At 68.8% G+C, this 21,465-nt stretch carries 26 protein-coding genes and 1 pseudogene; 17 read left to right on the top strand and 10 right to left on the bottom strand.

Annotated features, from left to right (window positions below):
• Window positions 1–32: 32 nt before the first annotated feature.
• The gene (locus tag AB0J66_RS44360) at window positions 33–686 is read left to right on the top strand and encodes a hypothetical protein (RefSeq protein WP_364673930.1); all 654 of its coding nucleotides are present in this window, start codon (window positions 33–35) and stop codon (window positions 684–686) included.
• Between the two features lie 41 nt (window positions 687–727).
• Here the strand turns inward: AB0J66_RS44360 and AB0J66_RS44355 are convergent, their stop codons facing one another.
• Window positions 728–1,429: a GPP34 family phosphoprotein gene (locus tag AB0J66_RS44355; protein WP_364673928.1), complete on the bottom strand. Its 702-nt coding sequence runs from the start codon at window positions 1,427–1,429 to the stop codon at window positions 728–730.
• A gap of 52 nt (window positions 1,430–1,481) precedes the next feature.
• The gene (locus tag AB0J66_RS44350; protein WP_364673925.1) at window positions 1,482–2,231 is read right to left on the bottom strand and encodes a MerR family transcriptional regulator; all 750 of its coding nucleotides are present in this window, start codon (window positions 2,229–2,231) and stop codon (window positions 1,482–1,484) included.
• Window positions 2,232–2,430: 199 nt separating this feature from the next.
• On the opposite strand from AB0J66_RS44350, the gene AB0J66_RS44345 reads away from it, so the two are divergent.
• Window positions 2,431–3,141: an SDR family oxidoreductase gene (locus tag AB0J66_RS44345; protein ID WP_364673923.1), complete on the top strand. Its 711-nt coding sequence runs from the start codon at window positions 2,431–2,433 to the stop codon at window positions 3,139–3,141.
• A 15-nt stretch (window positions 3,142–3,156) separates the two neighbouring features.
• On the opposite strand, the gene AB0J66_RS44340 is transcribed toward AB0J66_RS44345, so the two are convergent.
• Window positions 3,157–4,230 (bottom strand): AraC family transcriptional regulator, encoded by a 1,074-nt coding sequence (locus tag AB0J66_RS44340; RefSeq protein ID WP_364673921.1) that lies wholly within the window; start codon window positions 4,228–4,230, stop codon window positions 3,157–3,159.
• 96 nt (window positions 4,231–4,326) lie between these two features.
• Between AB0J66_RS44340 and AB0J66_RS44335 the strand changes: the two genes are divergently transcribed.
• Window positions 4,327–5,874, top strand: coding sequence for an alpha/beta hydrolase (locus AB0J66_RS44335; RefSeq protein WP_364673918.1), 1,548 nt, complete (start codon window positions 4,327–4,329; stop codon window positions 5,872–5,874).
• A 15-nt stretch (window positions 5,875–5,889) separates the two neighbouring features.
• Here the strand turns inward: AB0J66_RS44335 and AB0J66_RS44330 are convergent, their stop codons facing one another.
• Window positions 5,890–6,081: a hypothetical protein gene (locus tag AB0J66_RS44330; RefSeq protein WP_364673916.1), complete on the bottom strand. Its 192-nt coding sequence runs from the start codon at window positions 6,079–6,081 to the stop codon at window positions 5,890–5,892.
• Window positions 6,082–6,228: 147 nt separating this feature from the next.
• Between AB0J66_RS44330 and AB0J66_RS44325 the strand changes: the two genes are divergently transcribed.
• The 9 genes from AB0J66_RS44325 to AB0J66_RS44285 all read left to right on the top strand — a co-directional run bounded on the left by AB0J66_RS44325 (window position 6,229) and on the right by AB0J66_RS44285 (window position 11,926).
• Window positions 6,229–6,528 carry a hypothetical protein gene (locus AB0J66_RS44325; protein ID WP_364673914.1) on the top strand — a complete coding sequence of 100 codons (300 nt, stop codon included), beginning with the start codon at window positions 6,229–6,231 and terminating at the stop codon, window positions 6,526–6,528.
• A 33-nt stretch (window positions 6,529–6,561) separates the two neighbouring features.
• The gene (locus AB0J66_RS44320) at window positions 6,562–6,990 is read left to right on the top strand and encodes a peptidase inhibitor family I36 protein (RefSeq protein ID WP_364673911.1); all 429 of its coding nucleotides are present in this window, start codon (window positions 6,562–6,564) and stop codon (window positions 6,988–6,990) included.
• 154 nt (window positions 6,991–7,144) lie between these two features.
• Complete coding sequence (locus AB0J66_RS44315; protein ID WP_364673908.1) at window positions 7,145–7,444, top strand: hypothetical protein; 300 nt, start codon at window positions 7,145–7,147, stop codon at window positions 7,442–7,444.
• A gap of 2 nt (window positions 7,445–7,446) precedes the next feature.
• Entirely contained in the window at window positions 7,447–8,310 is an 864-nt protein-coding gene (locus AB0J66_RS44310) for a hypothetical protein (protein ID WP_364673905.1), read from the top strand.
• A gap of 70 nt (window positions 8,311–8,380) precedes the next feature.
• Window positions 8,381–8,887, top strand: a complete 507-nt coding sequence (locus AB0J66_RS44305) for an RICIN domain-containing protein (RefSeq protein WP_364673903.1) — start codon at window positions 8,381–8,383, stop codon at window positions 8,885–8,887.
• A gap of 30 nt (window positions 8,888–8,917) precedes the next feature.
• Window positions 8,918–9,376: a hypothetical protein gene (locus tag AB0J66_RS44300; protein ID WP_364673900.1), complete on the top strand. Its 459-nt coding sequence runs from the start codon at window positions 8,918–8,920 to the stop codon at window positions 9,374–9,376.
• A gap of 104 nt (window positions 9,377–9,480) precedes the next feature.
• Entirely contained in the window at window positions 9,481–9,906 is a 426-nt protein-coding gene (locus AB0J66_RS44295) for a hypothetical protein (RefSeq protein ID WP_364673898.1), read from the top strand.
• A gap of 72 nt (window positions 9,907–9,978) precedes the next feature.
• Complete coding sequence (locus AB0J66_RS44290) at window positions 9,979–10,449, top strand: helix-turn-helix domain-containing protein (RefSeq protein WP_364673895.1); 471 nt, start codon at window positions 9,979–9,981, stop codon at window positions 10,447–10,449.
• A gap of 238 nt (window positions 10,450–10,687) precedes the next feature.
• Complete coding sequence (locus AB0J66_RS44285; protein WP_364673893.1) at window positions 10,688–11,926, top strand: cytosine deaminase; 1,239 nt, start codon at window positions 10,688–10,690, stop codon at window positions 11,924–11,926.
• Here the strand turns inward: AB0J66_RS44285 and AB0J66_RS44280 are convergent.
• Complete coding sequence (locus AB0J66_RS44280) at window positions 11,916–13,346, bottom strand: cytosine permease (protein WP_364673890.1); 1,431 nt, start codon at window positions 13,344–13,346, stop codon at window positions 11,916–11,918. The genes AB0J66_RS44285 and AB0J66_RS44280 overlap by 11 nt on opposite strands.
• Window positions 13,347–13,509: 163 nt before the next feature.
• On the opposite strand from AB0J66_RS44280, the gene AB0J66_RS44275 reads away from it, so the two are divergent.
• A complete protein-coding gene (locus tag AB0J66_RS44275) occupies window positions 13,510–14,472 on the top strand; it encodes a 2-oxoglutarate and iron-dependent oxygenase domain-containing protein (protein WP_364673887.1) in 963 nt (320 codons plus the stop codon).
• 50 nt (window positions 14,473–14,522) lie between these two features.
• Here the strand turns inward: AB0J66_RS44275 and AB0J66_RS44270 are convergent, their stop codons facing one another.
• On the bottom strand, window positions 14,523–15,281 hold the full coding sequence (locus tag AB0J66_RS44270; RefSeq protein ID WP_364673885.1) for a nuclear transport factor 2 family protein: 759 nt from the start codon (window positions 15,279–15,281) through the stop codon (window positions 14,523–14,525).
• Between the two features lie 88 nt (window positions 15,282–15,369).
• Here AB0J66_RS44270 and AB0J66_RS44265 point away from each other — a divergent pair, with 88 nt between their 5' ends.
• Window positions 15,370–16,203 (top strand): helix-turn-helix domain-containing protein, encoded by an 834-nt coding sequence (locus AB0J66_RS44265; RefSeq protein ID WP_364673882.1) that lies wholly within the window; start codon window positions 15,370–15,372, stop codon window positions 16,201–16,203.
• Between the two features lie 11 nt (window positions 16,204–16,214).
• Here the strand turns inward: AB0J66_RS44265 and AB0J66_RS44260 are convergent, their stop codons facing one another.
• Window positions 16,215–16,343: a hypothetical protein gene (locus AB0J66_RS44260; RefSeq protein WP_364673879.1), complete on the bottom strand. Its 129-nt coding sequence runs from the start codon at window positions 16,341–16,343 to the stop codon at window positions 16,215–16,217.
• A gap of 86 nt (window positions 16,344–16,429) precedes the next feature.
• On the opposite strand from AB0J66_RS44260, the gene AB0J66_RS44255 reads away from it, so the two are divergent.
• Together AB0J66_RS44255 and AB0J66_RS44250 are read left to right on the top strand one after the other, a co-directional pair.
• Window positions 16,430–17,677, top strand: a complete 1,248-nt coding sequence (locus AB0J66_RS44255) for a family 43 glycosylhydrolase (protein ID WP_364673876.1) — start codon at window positions 16,430–16,432, stop codon at window positions 17,675–17,677.
• Window positions 17,678–17,711: 34 nt separating this feature from the next.
• Window positions 17,712–18,554 (top strand): carbohydrate esterase, encoded by an 843-nt coding sequence (locus AB0J66_RS44250; protein ID WP_364673874.1) that lies wholly within the window; start codon window positions 17,712–17,714, stop codon window positions 18,552–18,554.
• 178 nt (window positions 18,555–18,732) lie between these two features.
• Here the strand turns inward: AB0J66_RS44250 and AB0J66_RS44245 are convergent, their stop codons facing one another.
• Entirely contained in the window at window positions 18,733–19,422 is a 690-nt protein-coding gene (locus AB0J66_RS44245; RefSeq protein ID WP_364673871.1) for a phosphoesterase PA-phosphatase, read from the bottom strand.
• A gap of 78 nt (window positions 19,423–19,500) precedes the next feature.
• Between AB0J66_RS44245 and AB0J66_RS44240 the strand changes: the two genes are divergently transcribed.
• Window positions 19,501–19,671, top strand: coding sequence for a hypothetical protein (locus AB0J66_RS44240; RefSeq protein WP_364673868.1), 171 nt, complete (start codon window positions 19,501–19,503; stop codon window positions 19,669–19,671).
• A gap of 12 nt (window positions 19,672–19,683) precedes the next feature.
• On the opposite strand, the gene AB0J66_RS44235 is transcribed toward AB0J66_RS44240, so the two are convergent.
• Both AB0J66_RS44235 and AB0J66_RS44230 read right to left on the bottom strand, forming a co-directional pair.
• Window positions 19,684–20,580, bottom strand: a complete 897-nt coding sequence (locus AB0J66_RS44235; RefSeq protein ID WP_364673866.1) for a 2-hydroxyacid dehydrogenase — start codon at window positions 20,578–20,580, stop codon at window positions 19,684–19,686.
• Between the two features lie 100 nt (window positions 20,581–20,680).
• Window positions 20,681–21,465 (bottom strand): annotated as a pseudogene (locus AB0J66_RS44230) (sulfate adenylyltransferase); the annotation flags it as partial.

Genomic DNA, 21,465 nt, shown 5'->3' with positions numbered 1-21,465 from the left:
TGTGTTGCGGGGACACGGTTTTGAATGACCGCGTGTTCGACGAATGGCGGCGGCGCCGGGCCATCCAGCGCATCAAGCTCGGGGACGGGCGCGCGCTGAAACGATTCCGTTGGTGGCAGCCTCTGTCCCGGTCCCTGTTCTATCTTCCCGCGGACGCCGGCGCCGGCCGGCCGGTCGAGTACGCGGTCGACGTGAACTACATGAAGGGCAACGAGAACCTCGGCACCGACGCCTTCCTCTATCGCGACGGCCGGCTCTTCGAGCGGGCGAGGCTCCCGGCCGTGTTCCCGGTCGAGGGCGGCGCGATCGAGGTGGAGACGTCGGCCTTCGGCCTCCGGCGGTGCCACTTCGTGGCCGATGACGGGACCGAGCAGCAGCTCGTGCCGGACCCGCGCTCGGCCGAGGGACGCCGCGCCCGGCTCGACCGTGAGCGTCCGTCGCTCAGCCGCTGGATCGGTGTGATCTCCCTTGTCCTGATTCTCGTGCCACTGATCCTCGGCCTCCCGCAGACCGTCGAGGTGATCTCCCGGTTCCCGCCGCTGGCCGAGCGGTTCGGTGTCTTCGATTCGCCGATCGACGCGTCGGCCTGGCTCAACATCGCGCTCGGGATCAGCGCGACGGTGGGCAGCACCGAGCGTGCCCTGCGCCTGCGGTACAACCGGTGGCTGGACACGGTGGCGGACTGACGGCGGTCGCGCCGTGCCGGTCCGCAGCGGGGGTGGCTCGCTCATAGACGGGGGAGGACGGCCGCCGCGAGTATCACGTTGTCGACGACGGTCGCGGCGAAGCTGCGGGCGAGCGCGTCGGCGGCGGCGTCGGCGGCCCAGATGTCATGCTTGAGTCGCTTGGCGCGGGCGGTGGTCGCGGGGTTGAGCGGGATTTCGGGGTGGAAGTGGGGCAGCGTCCCGCTTGCGGACAACAGTGCCGTCAGCGCGGCGAGGCGCGGCTCCGGCTTCGCCTCGCCCACCAGCACGTCCCGTACGCCGCGGAGCAGGCTTCTCCGGCGCCCGGACTCGCCGTCCGTCAGCATCTCCCTGGGGGGCACCTCGGTCGCGACGCCGGTGCGTCGGTGGACGTCGTTGCGCTCGATGAGCCGTTCGAGCAGCGGACGGCGCAGGGCTGGTCCGATCACAGCGAGCGTCGCCTGGACGTCTCGCGGCATCGAGGCAAGGTAGTCCCATGTGGATCGAGGAAGATCATCGGCGGGTGGCCGCTCGGCGACGGCTTCCACCCGGGTCGAACCGCTCCATCCGGGCAAGGTTCGCACGTGCCCGCCGATGCTGAGTTCCGCCAGCATCGCTCCGGCGAGAGCGTAGGGAAGCGTTTCTTCGCCGGCGACGACTCCGGCGCCCCCGGGCCCGGAGGACGGCTGGAAGAGCAGAAGCAGAAGGTCTTCGGCCAGGGTCGGCGGGCCGAGCCGCTGTGTCATCGGGTGATCCTTTCGACCGGGTTCACGGCGGTCTCCTCGAGCACGTGGGTGCTCAGGCCGGAAAGTCGGGCCCCTGTTCGCGGCGCAGGTGCTCCTGCGCAAGGACGCCGGCCCGGCTCAGCACATCGACCTGGGCGGCGTTGTAGAGAGCGACGACAGCGTCGATGAATGTCTGGCGGGTGACGTGCTCGCTCTTCGACAGATGCCGGGCGGGATCGCGCAGCCAGGGATAGTCGACCAGATGCTGCGCCAGTCGCACAGCGAGCTTCTCGGCGCGGTTCTGGCGGGTCGCCTCGTCGGCGTCGGGCGGAAGGGTGTCGATGTCATGGTTGATGGGATCCGTGTCGGCGTCCACCATGTGCCGCAGGTCCCTCATCGCGTCGTGGTCGTAGAGCTGGCTGAAGACGTGGATGAGCGAGGTGCCGGACGCGGTCAGCCGCGGTACGACCGACTCGAAGCCCGCGGGCGCGTCGGCCGGCGCCCCTTCGCGCAGAATGATCGCGATGTCGGAGCGGGCCCGGCGCAGACGCTCGACCTCGGCCGCCAGGTCGGCGTCGACTTGGCGCAGCACTTCCGGGGCGGGAACGCCGCCCGAGCTGATCGCGCCGATCCTGGAAAGGGGCACACCCAGCTCTACGAGCCGCCGGATCTGCAGGAGAACGATGAGATGCGGTACCCCGTACTGCTTGTATCCGTTCGGCCGGCGCTCGGGCTCGTCGAGCAGGCCGAGCCGGTGGTAGTGCCGAATCGTGTTCACCGTGGTGCCGGCCACTTCCGCGAGCTCACGGGTGCTCCAGGCCACGTCGGTTCCTTCCTGGGTCTGACCCGGCAGTCGGCGGTCAAGGGCTGGCCCGCAGTCGACACCGTGTTCCCACCACAGAGTCAAATGCGGCGCTGACAACAGAGGCAGACGGTCACGGTCCTGAGGCATTCGGCCACCCGTTCGTCCCGGCCGGATTCCTACGATCGACGGGAAAGACGCACGTCGAGCAAGGAGAACCATGCAATTACAGGGATGTACGGCGCTGGTCACCGGCGCCGGTCGTGACCTCGGTCGCCTCTTCGCTGAGCACCTACTGCGGCGAGGGGCGAAAAAGGTGTACGCGGCCGCGCGCCACACCGAGCTCGTCGACCTGCCCGGCGTCGTACCGCTGCGCCTGGACATCACCGACCCGGCGTCGGTGGCAGCCGCCGCCGAGGCCGCCGGCGACGTGACCCTGCTGATCAACAACGCGGGCGTCTCGCTGGGTCAGAACCTGATCGATGGTGACCTGGACCAGATCCGGACGGTGGTCGAGACGCATCTCTTCGGCACCCTCACCATGGTCCGCGCGTTCGCGCCGGTGCTCGGCGCCAACGGCGGCGGCGCGATTCTCAACGTACTGTCGAATCTGTCCTGGATGAGCTTCGACGGCAACAACTCCTACGCGGTGGCCAAGGCCGCCCAGTGGAGCCTGACCAACGGCATCCGGCTCGAGCTGGCGAAGCAGCGGACCCTCGTGTCCGGGCTGGTCTTCGGGCCGACAAGAACCGCGACCATGAAGGCGTTCAACCCGGCCGCCGTGATGAACGATCCGGACGACATCGTCAGGTGCGCGCTCGACGGTATCGAGGCCCGCCGGATCGAGATCGTGGCGGACGATTACGGTGCGGCGGCCAAAGCTTCGCTGGCCGGTGAGCCGCGCGGTTTTGTCATGGCGACCAACGGCTGAGGCGGTCCCGGGTGGTTACTCCGGCGCCATCCGGGACACGGTGCGGTAGCGCAGCGGCGATTGTCCACGAGCCCGCTGGAACGCGCGGCGGAAGGCGTGCGACGAACCGTAACCGACGGTTTCGGCCACGACCTCGATCGGGTCATCGGTGTCGCGAAGGCGGACGGCAGCCATGTCCATCCGCCACGACGTCAGGTAGGCCCCGGGAGACATACCGAGCGCGGCGGGGAAACGGCGGCTAAGGGTAGCTCGCGACACCCGGACCGCCGAGGCGAGGTCGGCCGTGGTCCACGGATACGCGGGACCCCGATGCATGAGGGCGAGGGCATCGCGGACCACCGGGTCGGCCACCGTGGTCAGCCAGGGCGAGGCGGCAGGATGGGAGCCGACGGCGCCGACCGCCCGGACGAACTGCAAGAGCAGCAGATCGACGAGGCTGTTGACCGCAGCGGTGGCGCCGATCTCGGGGTGGGAGAGCTCGTCGCACAGCAGAGCGATCGTCGCGTCCAGCTTGCGGCTGCGGGCCGCCTCGACATGCAGGACGGCTTCCGGCATCGACACCGGCGTCCGGCTCACCGCAGGGTCAAGGTCGTAGTGCACCGTGATGAACCGGTTCGACACCGGTCCGGATCCCAGTCGCACCACGCCGCCTCGGTCACGGGCCTGGGAGGCGGCGGCGGCATCACAGGCCCCCATCCGTACGCCTTCGCCGCTGGACAGCCCGTGAACCGTGCCCTTCGGCAACAGCACCGCGTCGCCCGTCCGGAGTGGCCGGAGCGACTCTGGCGGGACCTCCAGCCACACGGTCCCGGAGGTGATGAGGTGCATCGTCGCGCCGGGGCAGGTGTCGAGCCACAGACCCCAGTCGCCACCGGCGTCGGTCCGGGTTCCAACGGAACCGTGCGCACCGAAGAGACGTACGGTTTCGGCCAGCGGGTCGGCGGCAGCGGTCATGAGCCGGCTCCGCGGCTCCGTCGCGCGACGGTGGCTGCGCTTCCATCGATCAGCGATCCTGGTGCGCGTGGATTGCTCATGATCAACGCAGCGCCGGCCGTGCTCCGGCGTATTCCCGGCCGGGATGGCCGCCACGGGGGAGCTGCTGCTCGGCTTGACTGTGTTGTGGGAACTTCGCTTCTGATGCCGGAAGACGTCACGGTTTTGACTCCCTTCCAACAGGAGATCCCGATGTCCCGTGTTCTTCCCCGCATCCTGACGGTCCTGGTGACGGTCGGCGCCGGCCTCGTCGCCGCGCCCGTGGTCCACGCCGACACCTCTCCCGTCCAGTTGCGGTGGGGTACCTGTCCCACCGGTGCGCCGGCTCCGCAGCAGTGCGCAACGCTGCAGGTGCCGCTCGACTACCGCCACCCTCACGGCCGGGCGATCTCGGTCGAGGTGTCACGCATCCCGGCCGCCGACCCGGCGAAGCGCAAAGGCGTCCTGATGCTCAACGGCGGGGGCCCCAGCGCCAACCTCGACGTGCCGACGGCATTGGGCGCCCTGTTGCCGGCCGAGGTGCGTGACAGCTATGACCTGGTGGCCTTCGACCCGCGCGGTATCGGCTACAGCACGCCGATGAGCTGTGGCCGCGGTACCGACGAGCTGACCCGTGACTTGCAGCTGTCAATTCTTTCGTTCCCCGCCGCCGACGGCTCGATCGGCGCTAACGTGTCGTTCGCGACGCGGATGGCCAAGCAGTGCGCCGCGAACTCCGGTGACCTGCTGAAGAACATCACCACCGCGAACGTCGCCCGCGACATGGACCAGATCCGCCGGGCGCTTGGTGAGCGCACGGTTTCCTACTACGGCCTTTCCTGGGGTACGTACCTCGGCTCGCTCTATCGGGCGCTGTTCCCGCGCACCATCGACCGGATGGTGATCGACAGCTCGGTCGATCCGAATGTCCGCGGCTACGACGATTTCCGGACTTTCGGCGGCGCGCTGGAGGACCGCTGGCCCGACCTCGCCGCCTTCGGCGCCGCCAACGCCGGCTCCGTGCATCTCGGCACCACCGCACGACAGGTGCGGAAGAACTATCTGGCGCTGACGGCGCGGCTCGACCGCCACCCGGTCATGCTGGCGGAGACCCGCACCCCCATCAACGGCAACTTCGTCCGGCTGTTCACGTGGCTGCTGTCATACAACGACGCCGCCCTCATCGCCACCGAGGAAGCGCCACTTCCGCAGATGGCTCAGCTGTGGAGCGCTGCCGGTGCTGTCGCCGCGGGCCACGCCACCACCGCCGATCGTGAGTTCCTGGCCGACCTGGCCAACGGTCTGGTCGCTGGCGGCCAGCTGCCGAACGTCCCGCAGGACAACCTCTTCTCGGTCGGGTGGGCGTACAGCTGCGGCGACAAGGCCTGGCCCCGCCAGGCCGGAACGTACGCCCGCAACGTCGCGGCCGACCGGGCCACGTTCCCGCTGACCGCGGGTGCTCCCGCGAACGTCGCGCCCTGCTCGGCGTGGGCCGTGCAGCCGTCCGGACCGGAGCCGACGGTCGAGCCGATCGGCCGGCGTAACGTGCTGATTCTGCAGAACGAGCGAGACCCGTCCACCCCCCTGAGCGGGGCCCGCGGCATGCGCGAGGCGATGGGTTCGGACGCCGTGCTGGTCACCGTCGACGCCGGCGGCCACGGCGTGCTGATCCACCCCAGGCCGAACGCCTGCGCGATCGGCGCCCTCACTGCCTATCTCACCACCGGAGCCTTGCCCGCCACCGACAAGGCCTGCGCGTAAGCCGGTCAACGCCGTTCAGACGACAGGAGAGCCGATCACGATGCGGTGGGTGGCGGTCGGGTCGGCCACAGGGCCTGGATGGACCTTGGTGCCGGCCGGGATCCGCACCTCCTGTATCGGCGGGAAGGGCGCACCGGTCCGAAGTGGGCGCGCTTTTGTTCGCGGCTGCTGCTTTAACAAAGTGCTGACCAGCGCAAACAAAGCCATTGTTCAATCTTTGTCAGCGGCTCTTCCATCGGCCGGCGGCCACTGAGAAAACTGTCCGCGCACACAGTCAGCCAAGGACAGGGGACGCACATGCTCCGTACCAGACGCCGGGTCGCGGCATCGTTGGGCTCAGCGATTGTCCTTGCGTTGTTCGCCATTCCGGTCGAGGGCGGCGCTGCGCAGGCCGCTACGCCGTGCCCGTACTACAACTTCTGCGCCTATATGTACGCCAACTTCGAAGGCCCTGTGGTCTACGCGGAGGACTGCGCCGCGATCTCCAGGTTCCGGTGGACCTCGACCAATGGGTCCTGGATCAACAACCAGACCCGGGGCACCCGCGCGAGAATCAACTACCTGGACGGCACTCATTGGTACGTGCCCGGCGCGTACTCAGAGCAATCCTCCGGCATGGGGTGGCACCGGGTCGAGTCCATCGACCCCTGCTGATCGCGCCGTATTCAGCATCCATTGGAGGCTCACATGCGTATGAATCTGTCCGCTGCCGCCACCGCGTTCGTCCTCGTCGTCGCGAGCGTTCTTGTGCCTGCGACGTCGGCCCAGGCCGACTCCTCCTGCGGCAGCGGCTTCCACTGCGGGTGGGACATCGGGTTCAGCACCGGCAAAGTCGCGTTCTTCAACAGCGACGCGGACTTCCGTGACAACACGTTCAACACGGGCGTGCCCGTGGATAACAACATCAAGTCGGCCAAGAACCGCACAAGCTCGAACTACGTGAGCCTCTATCTCTACGAACCCAATTGGGAAGGGGACGTCGCCTTCTGCGTGAACCCGGGCAGCCAGGTCGAGAATTTGCCCGATGTCGGTCAGCCAGGCGACGGACGGGGAGAGGCTAACGAGGCCAGCTCTCTCCTGCTCATCGCCAGCGGCCCACTTCCGGGCTGTTACTGAAGGGAGCGGACATGAGAACAAGGCAAGGATTCAAGACGCTTCGCCGCGTCGGTGTCGTCCTCGTCGGCGCACTGCTCAGCGTCGGCGCCGGGTTGGCCTTCCCCAGCGCCGCGCAGGCAGACCGCAATCAATGCCGTGACGAGAGCGGACTGCTGTGCTTCTGGCAGCACAAGATTTCTCAGGGGTCTTCGGCCACGTCGAGTTCTCCAACGGGGACTGGCGATATCTCGATGGTGGATGCCAGTCCGACGGCCGGCATTGGAGCAACTGCGCTTCGTCGATCAGGAACGAGGGCTTGAGCTGCGAGGCGGTTGTTTATGACCTACCCAACTATGATGGCGCGTCCTGGGTCATCAACCGGGACACCGAGGCCGCCGACCTGACCCAGTGGGGCATGCCGGGCAGTGACAACTGGAACGACAAGATCAGTTCGAACAACTGGTGGTGCGGGTAGCGATGGCAAACCTGCGATCGACCGGCGTCGCCGTGACGGTCGCGGTCGCCGCCGCGATGGCTGGCTGCGCCGCCGAGGCGCAGCCGGCCACCCTTTCAGCGGCGGCGCTCGACCTGGCTGTCCGGTCCGAGCCCTACCAGCGGGAACAGTTGCTTCTCGCGCGCGCCGAACGCACGCTCACCCGCGAATGCATGGCCGCGAAGGGCTACTCCTACACGGAGACCGGCACCGGCACTGTGCTCGACGATCCGTGGCGTCCCGACCTCGCGGGTCGCCGCCTGCACGGGTACGGGCTCGCCGAGGGGGACCCTCCGGCCAATGGCCCGGAGCAAACGCAGCCGGGATACATGCGAGCCCTGACCGGGGACGAGAACCGGCGCGCCACCCTGAGCCTGTCCAGCGGCCCCCGATTCACCTGCGCCACCACCGGATGCCTCGCCGAGAGCCGGGCCAGCCTCTACGGCGACGTGACCGACGCGGCCCGGGCCGATTATGTGCCGCAGGAGGCGTACAACGCGCTGCTGCCGTCCATCGTCGGTGACCCACAGACACACGAGGCGGTGCGGAACTGGTCGCGGTGCATGCGCGACCGGGGCCACCCGTACGCGTCGGCGAGCGAGGCCCGCGCGGCCGCCGCCGAGGCCCACCGCGCCGACCGGCCCCGCGCCGAGGCCCAGCGCTTCGAGATACGGGTGGCGGTGGCCGACGGCGAGTGCGCTCTCGCCGCCGGGTTCCCCGGCCTGATCGACCGGGTGGGCCGCCTGCATGCCGGCACGCTCACCGCCCGCCAGCGCGCGGACCTCAACACGGCGGCCGAACTGCGCGCCGCCGGTTTGCGGCAGGCCCGCGGCATCATTGAACGCTGACGACACGCTGTGTTTCGGCCTTGCCCGAATGTCTCTTCTACGCCCGCGACCGATGGCGCAGCCTCGCACCATGACGCTCACAAGAACATGGCGAATCCTGGCCGTCGCGTTCGTCGCGATGCTCCTCGCGGCCTTCGCCCAACCTCCGAAGGCGGCCCAGGCGGCCTCGCGCTGGCGCATCGAGCACCGCAACTTCGCGTCGATGTGCCTGGACGGCAACAACGCCGGTGGTCAGGCGTATCTCTGGCAATGTGTGTCGGCCACCAACCAGTACTACTACTTCGATCTGGTCGAGGGTCTGTATTACCGGCTGCGCAACGCGAAGACCGGCCGATGTGTGGGCAGCAACGGCGTCCACGGCGACTCGCCGATCTACAACCTGGCCTGCGACGGCAACTGGGCGACGCACTGGTCGGTCGTCTTCGCCGGTAGGGAGAACGGCCGCGACTACTACAAGTTCCAGCCGCGGTACGTGAACGGTTACTGCATCACGCCGTCGGACGAGTACAACGGCAGCGGGATCGTCATGCGCGTGTGCCAGACCAGCTTCGACGACTGGACCTGGTATCAGATGTAATACGTTCGCTCACGGGGGAGAGAACGGCCGATGACCGGAACGCTGAACGACGCCCGCCGGGGACGCCGCGAGAACGCGATCGACAACACGCAGCCGGCCCATCGTGTCGCGTTCGCCATCCGCCTGCGTGCCCTACGCGATGAGTGCGGGCATCCGCCATACCGCAGGCTCAGCGAGCTCGCACATTGCAGCATCGCGTCGCTGTCGGTCGCGGCGGCCGGCCGAAGGCTACCGACGTGGGAGACCACCAGGGGTTACGTAACCGCGTGCCTCGAGCATGCCGGCCGGGGTGACGACGTCAACCGTGATCTGCGCGGCTGGCGCCGGTTCTGGGAGGACACCCAGGCCCGCGAGAGGGCCAGCCGGTTGGCGGCGCCGCCGGTCCGGCGCCGTCACCCATGGCATCAGACCGTGCCGGCGTGGGCGGTCCTGATCGTCGTGCTGCTTCTGACGCTGGCGGCCGGGGCGGCCGGCGCCGGCGTCCTGTGACGGGAGGACGGCTAATTGATCGATGTGCATCGATTCCTGTCGGCATGGTGACAAGTTGGTATGTTCTTCGCGCGTGAGTCCTCACCGTGGATGCCATGGGGAGCTTGCGAATCCACTTCGGCGTAGCCGACCTCAGCCGAACGCAGGTCTTGGGCGTACACGACCCGATGTGGGAGATCGTCTGCGCTGTACACCGCCTTCAGACCCCGCTCGGCCGCCACGATTACATGGCTTGGCGCCAGAAACTGCGCGCGAATCTGCATCAGGCCGGAGGCTTGCCGGCGATCCGTGAATTCCTTATCCCGCTGCTGCCGCGGTCTGCCTACTTTCCTGACTTGCTCACTCCAGCTCCAAGCGCGCACCTCGACGTCACGATCGACCGGATTCAGCGCACCGACGTCCGCCGGCTGCGGCGGGAGCTGGGCCGCCTGGATCCGCCCGCGTACGCCCGTAATGCCGTCGCCGACGTCGCCGAGGGACGCCCGGCGGCGCTGAATCGGCTCGGCGCCGCGCTGCGCGGCTTCTACTGACTCGCGATCCAGCCGCACCTCGCGACTGTCTCAGCGACGCTGGCCGCGCACCGTGCCTGGCGTGCCACTCAGGTGCTCACCGAAGGGCCCGGCACCCTGCTGCAGGGTCTCGGGCCCACTGCGCGGTGGGACCCGCCGGTTCTCACCGTCACCGGCTACCCGGTGGACCGTGACCTTGAGCTCGGCGGTCGCGGTCTCACCTTGGTGCCGTCGTACTTTTGCTGGGGTCGCCCGATCGCGCTCGCCGACCCCGACTTGCCGCCGGTGCTCGTGTACCCAGTGCCGCGCACCTCCGACGAACTCGTCTGCCCGTCTCCGGAACTCACAACGCTGCTCGGCCGTACCCGGTCTGCGGTGCTCCAACTGACCTGGGCCGGCGCCACGACCTCCGAGCTGGCTCGGCTCATCGGCGTCTCCTTGGCGACGGCCAGTGAGCACGCCACCGTGCTGCGTAACGCGGGCCTGATCGCCAGTCACCGGCACGGCAACATGGTGATCCACCAGGTGACGGACCTCGGAACATCCCTGCTCCGCCGCCGCTGACCCGTCATTGGAGCTTCGCGTTCAACCTGCCCTTTCGAGCGCCTCGACGACTACCGTCGGCCAGGCGAGCAGAGCACCGGCAACAGCACCGGCTCCACCGGGACTGCGGCACGGTGAATTCCTCGTCCGCCCCTGTCCCCGGCGCTCCGCGTCGATCAGCTGAGGGAAGACCAGATCCGCGACGCGGCGACCGCTGCCGTGACGCTTCCGTGTAACGTGCGTCGGCCAGACTCGGGGCATGATCGATCTGTTGCTCACCAACACCTCCCGCGGCGACATCGGCATCGACAAGGGGCGGATCGTGCCGGCCGGGCCGGCCAAGGAGACGCGTGACCTGGGTGGCCGGTTGGTCACACCACCGCTGGTCGAGCCGCATATCCACCTCGACGCGGTGCTCACCGTCGGACAGCCGCGGCCGAACCGGTCCGGGTCGCTGTTCGAGGGGATCGCGATCTGGGCCGATCGGGTGCGTGACCTCAGCGTCTCCGACGTCAAGGACCGCGTGCGGCGGGTGCTGCGCTGGCAGCTGGCCTGCGGGGTGCAGCACGTGCGCAGCCACGTCGACGTCTGCGACCCGCAGCTGCGGGCGCTGCGGGCGCTGGTCGAGCTGCGGGACGAGGTCCGCGGGATGATGGACCTGCAGCTGGTGGCCTTCCCGCAACAGGGGATCCGGTCGTTCGACGGCGGCGAGGACCTGATGCGCCGGGCGGTCGACCTGGGCGCCGATGTGGTCGGCGCGATCCCGCACTACGAGCTGACCCGCGAGGACGGCGTCGAGTCGGTGCGGTTCGCGATGGCGCTGGCCCAGGAGCACGGGTTGCGGGTCGACATCCACTGCGACGAGACCGACGACGAGCACTCGCGGTTCCTGGAGACGATGGTGGCCGAGACCATCCGGCGCGGGCTGGGCGGGCGGGTGACGGCCAGTCACACCACGGCCATGCATTCCTACAACGCGGCGTACGCCGCACGACTGATCGCCAATATCGCCCGGGCCGGCCTGCACATGGTGACGAACCCGCTGGACAACGCGGTTCTGCAGGGGCGCTTCGACGCGGGACCGATCCGGCGCGGGCACACCCGGGTCAAGGAGCTGCTCGCCGCCGGGGTGAACGTGGCCATCGGGCACGACTCGGTGATGGATCCGTGGTACCCGCTGGGTTTCGGCGATCCGCTGCAGGCCGCGTTCGTGCTGGCCCACCTCGGGCACATGAGCGGCGACGACGAGTTGCGCACGCTGCTCGACATGATCACCAGCGGGCCGGCCGCGGCGCTCGGGGTCTCCGACTACGGGATCCGCGAGGGCGGCCCGGCCGATCTGGTGGTGTTCGACGCGACGAGCGAGGCGGAGGCGTTGCGGTTGCAGCGCCCGCGCCTGCTGGTGCTGCGGGCGGGCCGGATCGTCGCCGAGTCCGAGCCCGCCCATAGCACCGTGGTCTGGAACGGCGTACCCGAGGAGGTCGATTTCACTCGATGACGGCGGCCTCCTCGGCGTCGCGGTCGCGCTGGAAGCGGAACAGGATGAAGAAGACCACCGCGGCCAGGACGAAGCCGACCTCGAAGGTGATGTCGCCGAGCGCGGGCGCGTGCTTGGCGACGAGCCCGACGTAGTTGGTCTGGTTGGAGAACAGCCAGATGGAGACCGCCATGCCGACTCCCATGGCCACCACGCCCGCCCATGGGTTGTGCTTGGAGTCGTAGAGGAATCCGTCGACCCGCTTGCCGCGGCGCAGGAACCAGTCGGCGAAGATGACGGCCAGCCACGGGCCGATCCAGTACGAGATGATCAGCAGGAAGTTCTCGTACTTGTGGCCGGCGTCGCTGAGCCCGGACCAGGCCAGCAGGAAACCGAACACGCCGAACACGCCGGAGACGATGGCCCGGCGCAGCCCGAGCGGCACGGTGATGCCGAGCGCCAGGAACGACATCGAGCCGGAGTAGATGTTGATGGCGTTGGCACTGATCGCGCCGAGCGCGATGGCCAGCAGGGTCAGGTCGCCGACGAACGAGGGCAAGTGGCTGGTGAACGCCTCGGTCGGGTTCTCGATGCCGGGGGCCGCGATCGTGGCCGAGGCGGCGCCGACGATCTGCAGGAACGTGCACGAGACGAAGACGCCGAGACCGGCCCAGACGCCGGTCGCCACCTTGCTGGTCGACGGGGGCAGATAGCGGGTGTAGTCGGCGGCGTACGGGTTCCAGCCGGCCGCGTACCCGAACGAGGCCCCGACGGTCAGCAGGAACCCACCGGTGCCGCCGGTGGCGCTGGTGGCGCCGGCCACCGCCGACGGGGTCGCCTTGGTCAGCGTGATGATCGAGGTGATCAGGAAGATCACCGCGAGGATCGGGAACGCGTACCGCTCGAACGCCTGCACCAGGTTGTGCCCGAAGAACGCGATTGCCACCTGGGCGATCACCACGATCGCCAGGCAGAGCAGGTTGGGCAGCCCGGTCAGGGTGGCCAGGGCCAGCGCGCCACTGACGCTGTTGACCGCGAGCCAGCCGATGCCGGCCACGACGGCGTTGAGGCCGGCCGGCAGGATGTTGCCGCGGTAGCCGAAGCCGATACGCGAGAGCACCATCTGCGGCACACCCATCAACGGCCCGCGGGCCGAGAGGATGCCGTGGGTCGCCGACCCGAGCGCCGTGCCCAGCACGATCGCGGCCACCGCCTGGCCGAATGTCTGCTGGAAGTACAGCACCGAGATGACACCCACGAAGACCGTCGCGAACTCGAGGTTCGGCGACATCCACGTCCAGAACAGGTTCAGCGGCCGGCCGTGCCGCTCGCTCAACGGAATGAAACCGGCGCCACCCGGCTCCACCGCGGTCAGCCGGGCCCCGTACGTGCCCTCCCGGACCTCGGCCGATACCTCGGCCGGTGTTCCCAGCGCAGTCATATGTCCTGCCTCCGATCCTGACGGACCTCGATCGTTGGAGTACACCGCTGATCTGCGCCGCCCGCGTTCCGGGCGTATTTCCGGTTCATTGCCGGCCTGGAGGCGACAGTTGTAACACTCGGTCCGTACGGTCGGGTCCTCCTCCTAGGCTGGGATGTGATTCATGAGGACACCGGACATTCCGCTGTTCGACATCGGCGCGTGGCGGGCCGCCGGCGGCGAGGAGCGCACCGCGCTGGCGGCCCGGCTCGACCGGGCCATGCAAGATTCCGGGTTCTTCCTGGTCAGCGGGCACGGTATCGACGACTCCGTCAAGGAGCGCATCCGCGAGTCGTCCCGCGCCTTCTTCGCGCTGCCCGGGACCGTCAAGCAGGCGTACGCGACGGGTGTCGGTGGGCGAGGTTGGATCCCCTTCGGCCGGGAGGCGAACGCGTTCTACGGGGAGGTCGCCGACGCGGAGAAGGCCGACCTGAAGGAGACCTTCACCCTCGGGCGGGCGGACCCGGCCGGCGACCCCGCCTGGTTCACGGCCAATGTCTGGCCGGGCGAGGTGCCCGGCCTGCGCGAGCCGGTCACCGCGTACGCCGCCCAGGTCCAGGACCTCTATCGGGAACTGCTGGAGGTGCTGGCCACCGCGCTCGGCCTGGAACCCGGATATTTCGTCGAGCGGACGCGGAACGCGCCGTACACGTTCAACATCAACCGCTATCCGGCGCTGACAGTCACCGGCGCCCCGCTCGAGGGGCAGTTCCGGGTCGCACCGCACACCGACTGGGGGATGCTGACCATCCTCGACCGGCAGCCGGGCTACGGCGGCCTCCAGGTGCAGACCCTCGACGGCGAGTGGGCGGACGCGCCGTACGTGCCGGGCGCCTTCACGGTCAACATCGCCGACCTGCTCGCCCGGTGGACCGGCGACCGGTGGCGTTCCACCCGGCATCGGGTGCTGCCGCCGTCGGACGCCGATCCGAAGGAGGAACTGATCAGCCTCATCGTGTTCTGCGAAACCGACATGGACCGGGTCGTCACGCCGCTCGCGCCGCCGGTCGGCGGCGGCACGGAATATCCGCCCGTGGTGGCCGGCGACTACTACCGGGAGCGGGAGGCCGCGGCCTCGGTCGGCTGACGTGCGGCGTCCGGGCCCGGCCGGGGGAGGCGGGCCCGGAACGCGAGGAGTCAGAACAGCCCGTTGCCGTGCGGCAGCGTGGCCGGGATCTCCGGGGTGAGGTCCCAGTGCTCGACGATCTTGCCGTCCTCGACCCGGAAGAGGTCGTAGAACGCCGTCGGGGTGGGGCCGAAGGTGCCCTCGGAGACGGTCAGCACGAAGTCGCCCTGCGCGATGACCTTGTGCACGGTGGTGTAGACCATCGCTATGCCCTGCTCGGCCAGCGCCTGGAGGGCCGCGCCGAGGCCGTCGAGGTTGTCGCCGATGCCGGCGTTGTGCTGCGCGTACGACTCGGTGCTGAGGTAGTCGGTCAGCATGTCGACCTTGCCGCCCTTGAGGACGTTCTCCACGAAGCCGGCCACGAGCGTACGGTTGGCCTCGGTCTTGTCGAGATCGGTCACCTCGGTCGGTCCGTCGGTCTGGGAGCGGCCGGAGACGGTCCTCTCGACCACCGGGCTCAGCGCGTCCCAGTGCTCGGCCAGCTTGCCGTCGGCGACCCGGAAGATGTCGAAGGCGACCAGCGGCACCGGCCCGAAGCCGTGGTAGGTGCCGTGCAGGGCGACCAGATCGCCGTCTTCGAGAACCCGGTGCAGGTCGTAGCGGAACCCCTCGGGCAGCGAGGCGATCAGACCGAGCAGACCTTCCGGGCCGTCCGGGGCCAGGCTGCTGTGCTGTACGTATCCAGGCGCGACCCAGCGGTCCACGGCTGACGGGTCCTGGTCGCCGAACAGCTGTCCCGTGGCGGTCAGCACGGTGTCTTTGGCGGTCATCGCTGCGCTCCTCGTTGCGGTGGCTGAACTTGCTGCTCAAACCGTAGGAGCGCACATCGGGACCGCGAGGGTACGGTGGCGACTCGTGATGGTGAAAAACCGACACGATATCCGACGGCTCGATTTCTCCGCTCCGGCCGGGATCCCGCCCGCGATCGAGGTGATGCGGCTGAGCCGGCTGTGGTCCAAGGTCGGGCCGAGCCTGCTCGCCGGACCTCAGCGGCCCACCTTCCACCACCTGATCACCTTGGACCGGGGCACGTTGCGGCACACAGTCGACTTCGCCGAGCATCTGCTGACCCCGAAGGCGTTCTTGTGGGTACGCCCGGGCCAGGTCCAGCAGTGGAGCGACCTGGCCGGCACCGAGGGCACCCTGATCCTGTTCGAGCCGGACTTCCTCGACCATGACCCGCACGGGCCGGTCCGGTACGAGGCCGACCAGCGGCTGACCGCCTCGGCCGAGCACCTGGCCGATGTCTTCGCCGACCCCGGGCCGCTGCCGTTGGAGACGCGGCAGGCGGTGCTCCGGCACCTGCTCACGGCCTTGGTCCTGCAGCTCTCGGCAACGGCCGGGGCGTCGGCGCCCCCGCCCGGCGACACGTTCGTGCGCTTCCGCGACGCCGTCGAACGCGGCTTCGCCCGTACCCACCGGCTCGAGGACTACGCCCAGGCGCTCGGCTACTCGGCCCGGACCCTGTCCCGCGCCGCCCAGGCCGCCGCCGGTGTCAACGGCAAGGACTTCATCGACCAGCGCATCATCCTCGAGGCCAAGCGATTGCTGGCCCACAGCGACCACACGGCCGCGCAGATCGCGGCCCGGCTCGGCTTCACCAGCGCCACGAACTTCAGCAAGTACTTCCACATCCGCACGGGCGTCACGCCGATCACCTTCCGCGCCGGTCAGGCACCAGGCACCCAGTAGAACTCGGCCGTTCACCGGTTGCCGACGCCGGCGCGGTAGAACGTGTATGCGCCCAGCCGAAGGGCGCCCGCGCCCGTCTCGGCAGCGGTGGTGAAGCCGGTCCCGTTCAGCACCTCGAGCACGTGTCCTCCGGTTGTCATGTGCGCGGCCGCATCGATTCCCCGCCGGGCCGGAGCTATGTCAACGTTCTCGATATTGATAGGCGTCGATCTATGAGGTCGGTCCAGTGAGACGACGGCTGCTAGTCCTTGGTGTCGCGCTGCTGCTCGCGGTGGGGCTCTTCACCCCGGCCGGATGGGCCGCGGCCCTGACCGTCACGCCGGGCGCCGTGTGGACCGACACGTCGCGGAACCCGATCCAGGCGCACGGTGCGGGCATCATCAAGGTCGGCGACACGTACTACTGGCTCGGTGAGGACAAGACCGGCGGCTCCCCGTTCCAGAACATCAAGTGTTACTCGTCCACCGACCTGGCGACGTGGCAGTTCGCCGGCAATGTGCTCACCCGGCAGTCGAGCGGCGACCTCGGGCCGAATCGGATCGTGGAGCGCCCGCACGTCATCTACAACGCGAGCACGGCGACGTACGTGATGTACATGCACATCGACAACATCGGCTACACGGAGCGCAAGGCGGGGGTCGCCACAAGTAGCAGTGTGTGCGGCGCCTACACCTACCGGGGCAGCTTCAAGCCGCTGGGCCACGACAGCCTGGACGACAACCTGTTCCTGGACGGCAGCACGGCGTACTTCCTCAGCGAGGACCGCACCAACGCCAAGCTGCAGATCTACCAGTTGTCGGCCGATTTTCTCAGCGTCACCGCGCTGGTCAAGACCCTCGAGCAGTACGAGTCACCGGCGATGGCCAAGATCAATGGCACGTTTTACCTGTTCGGCTCGCATCTCACCGGCTGGTCGACGAACGACAACCAGTACACGACGGCCACCTCCATCACGGGCACGTGGAGTGCGTGGCGCAGCTTCGCCCCGGCCGGCACCAATACCTGCAATTCGCAGACCACCTCGATCCTGCCCGTCACCGGCAGCTCGACCACCAGCTACATCTTCCTGGGCGACCGGTGGAATCCGGGCACGCTGAGCGACTCCCGCTACGTCTGGCAGCCCCTGACCATCAGCGGCACCACGGTGTCGATGACCTGCCGGTCCAGCTGGACCATCGATACCGCGACCGGTGTGGTCGGCACGGGCGGCGGCGCGAGCACAGGCGTGCTTCGCAGCGCCGCCTCCGGCCGCTGCCTGAACGTGCCCGGCTCGAGCACAGCCAACGCGACGCAGACCGACATCTATGACTGCACCGGCGGCGCCAACCAGTCCTGGACGTATACCGCGTCGCAACAGCTCGTCGGGATCGGTGGCAAATGCCTGGACGTGTACGGCCAATCCACCGCTGCGGGGGCGAGGGTCGACATCTACGACTGCAACGGCGGCGCCAACCAGCAGTGGGCGCGTACATAAGTGCCTCGTCTCGCCTCGCCCGTCAGGAGAAACCATGCGTAAGGTTCGCTTACTGCTCCTCTCCGTCCTCATGACAGCGCTGCCGGCGGTGAGCCCGAGCGGCGCCGAAGCGATGACCGCCTCTCCCGAGTGCGGCGTCCGGACGAAGCCGGCGGCCCCCGGCGCCGCGGCGACGACGACCGTCTGGATGGCCGGTGACTCGACCATGGCCAACCCCCGCACCGGCTGTCCCGTCGGCTGGGCGACCGAGTTCGACGGGCAGTTCCACAGCAACATCGTGGTGAACAACCTGGCGATTGCCGGCCGCAGCATCCAGACGTGGCTTTACGAGGGTGGCGTCTCCGCGAACAAGAACTCCGCCGGCGAATGTGCCCTCACCTCGACTAGCCCCTCGGTCAACTGGCAGAAGGTGCTCGATGGGATGAAGGCCGGCGACTACCTTTTCATCCAGTTCGGCATCAACGACGGCGACAGCGCCTGTCCCAAGCACGTCGGCGGCGCCCGCTACCAGCAGCTGATGACCATGATGGCGCAGACCGCCCAGGCCCGGGGCGCCTTCCCCGTCCTGGTCACGCCGGTCGCGGCCATCACCTGTTCCGGAAGCACGGCCACCTTGAACCGCGGCTTCTCCCCGGAGACCTTCGCGGCCGGCACGGCCACCGGCGCTCCCGTCATCGATCTACGGACCCTCAGCGTCGCCTACTACAACTCGCTGCACCTATGCCCCAACAACGGCGACTACACCGCCGGGCCGGTAGGACAGTTCTTCTGCAACGACCACACCCACTTCGAGGCCTACGGCGCCCGCCGGATCATGCGCCTGGTGACCGGCGCGCTGAGGACACAGAACATCGCGCTCGCCGGATCCTTGCTGTAGCGGCAACCAGCTTGAGTGAACTCCTCGTACGGCGGCGCACCGAGCCAGGGCCGCGCGGCCGCCGCCCGGTCGGGCCGGCGATAACGGCGCCGAACTTCTGGTCGGAGCACCCGTCATCCTTCGAACGGTCCGGGGACACATCCGCGCGAGCACGCGCCTCGAAGTCGTCGCCGAGAAGCTACGCCAACAAGGGGAACGCCACGCCCATGGCCAAAGCGCCCACCAGCGCTCCGAACACGACCTGGCCGAGCGAATGCTCCTTGAGACGGACACGGGCCCATCCGACGGCCGTCACCACCACGCACCCCACGGCGGCGACAGGCCAGCCGTGAAGCACGGTCAGGGCCGCGACGCTTCCCGCCGCTACGAGCGCGTGAATTGAGACGCCCCAGCCGAACAACAAGGTGACCGGGACGGCGACGAGGAGGGACAGCACCATCGAGGCGATCAGCATAAGGAGCGTCCGGGGCGCGCCGGCCAGCGCAAGCGCCCCGATGCCGGTGGCCGTCGACACGAGGATGATGAGCAGTGGTTTCCTGCGTTGGGAGTGAACGATCACGTGCTTGTCAGTCCATCGGCCGCGCCGAACTCCTCGAAGGATGTAGAGGACCGGTAGCAGGCTGGCCGCCCCGATGGCGATGGCACCCCAGGTGAGTGCTTCGGCGAGAGAGTCGGCAACGTGCCACACAACGACAGCGAGGAGAGCGGCTACCAGTAAGCCGGGGGAGAAGACCTCGGTGATCAGGCGCGCAGCTCGATCTGCGGAAGCTGCGCCCCGTGGCTCAGCGGGCAACTGCCCGTCGTTCTTGCCGGATCTCGGTGGCGAGCCATCGTGCGCCGATGTCGTCTCCGGCTCCACTGATGCCATTACCTCGGTCCTCGCTAGGTGTGATCCGTCGGTCAGGGTATCGGCATGCGCTCATCGGCTGATCCCGAAGGCGTTGCTGTGGGTCGCCCGGGCCAGGTCCGGCAGTGGAGCGACCTGTCCGCCGTCCAGGGCACCGTGATCCTGTTCGAGCCGGACGTCCTCGACCACGACCCGCACGGCCCGGTCCGGTACGAGGCCGACAAGCGGCTGACCGCTTCGGCCGAGCACCTGGCCGACGTCGTCCCGTGAGCGCGCCGAGGGTCAGGTGGTGGCGGGAACCAGGTTGTCGGGGGTCTCGCCCCGCGCGAACTGGGCGATCTGGGCGGCCACGACCCGCCAGGCCCGGACCCGGTAGTCGTGCACGCCACCGCCGACGTGCGGGGTGATCAGGACGCCGGGGGCCGTCCAGAGCGGATGACCGGCGGGCAACGGCTCGGGGTCGGTCACGTCCAGCACCGCCCGTAGGCGCCCCCGCCGCAGTTCGGTGAGCAGCGCACCGGTGTCGACCAGGGCGCCGCGAGCGGCGTTGACCAGCACGGCGCCGTCGGGCAGGAGAGCGAGGAAATCCCGGTCGACCAGATGGTGAGTGCCGGGCGAGTGGGGCAGCATGAGGGCCACCACGTCGTGTTCGGGCAGCAGTGTGGGCACTTCGTCCAGGGTCCGTACGCCGGGCCGGTGGCGCCGGGCGACCATGGTGACCTCGACGTCGAACGGGGTCAGCATCCGGCGCAGGCTGGACCCGAGATCGCCCGCCCCGAGAATCAGGACGCGCTTGCCGTGCAGGGAATCGGTGGTCCGCCAGCGCCAGCGCCCCGCGGCCTGATCGGCGGCGAAGCCGGGCAGGTCACGGTGAACGGCCAGCAGCCCGGCCAGGGCCCACTCGGCGGTGGCCGCGCCGTGCGCTCCGCGGGCGGTGGACAGCAGCACCCCGTCCGGCAGCCGGCCCTGCCACTGCTCGATGCCGGCGTGCAAGGTCTGCACCAGGCGCAGGGCGGGCAGCCGGGTCATCAGAGCGGTCAGGCGTTCCACCGATCCGAACGGCACGACCATGACTTCCGCGTGGTGACCGCCCGCCGGCACGCCGTCTTCTTCCGAATAGCGCAATGGCGTCACCGCCGGCACTCCGGCCAGTGCTTCCAGGCCGTGGTGATCGGGCACAAGGACCGTTATGGGGGACCCTATTGCTGTTTTGCGCACGAAGGGTCCTGGATGGAACCGGAAAACGGCGGACTGGCTATTTCTGATCGGGTGTGCAGTATCAATCCGGCTCCACTTCGATGATCATTCCGGCCGCCACGGTGCGATTCGCGGATTCGTTGATCATGATGAAGCCGCCGGTGGTGCGGTTACGGCCGTACGGGTCGGCGGTCAGGGGTTCGGTCGTTTGCACCCGCACCCGGCCGATGTCGTTCGCGAGCAGGCCGGCGGCGGCCTCGTCGTGGCCGAGGGTGTTGACATCGAGGCGGTAGCGCAGGGCGCAGACCATCGCCCGGGTGGTCCGGGTGGTGTGTTTGACGATGAAGGTGTCACCGACCCGTAACGGCTGCGATTCGTCCATCCAGCAGATCATCGCCTCGAGGTTGCGGGCGGCGGCGGGGGCGCCGCCGGACCCGCAGATCATCTCGCCGCGGGAGATGTCGATCTCGTCGGCCAGCCGGACCGTGACCGACATCGGCGGGAACGCCTCGTCGACCGGGCCGTCGGCGGTGTCGATCGCGGCGATCTTGCTGGTCAGCCCGGAGGGCAGCACCATCACGTCGTCGCCCGGCTTGAGCACGCCCGAGGCGACCTGGCCGGCGTACCCGCGGTAGTCGGTGACCGTGGTCGACTGCGGGCGGATCACGTACTGCACCGGGAAGCGCACGTCGACCAGGTTGCGGTCGCTGGCGATGTGCACGTGCTCCAGGTGGTGCAGCAGCGACGGCCCGTCGTACCAGGGACTGTTCTGCGAGCGCGACGCGATGTTGTCGCCGTTGAGCGCCGACACCGGGATGATCGTCAGGTCGGTGATCTCGAGCTTGGCCGCGAACGAGGTGAACTCGT

The organism is Actinoplanes sp. NPDC049598 (genome assembly GCF_040675435.1).
Taxonomy (GTDB): Bacteria; Actinomycetota; Actinomycetes; order Mycobacteriales; family Micromonosporaceae; genus Actinoplanes.
The sequence above is the reverse complement of the archived record's forward strand: the minus strand, read 5'-3'. Positions and strand labels throughout refer to the sequence as shown.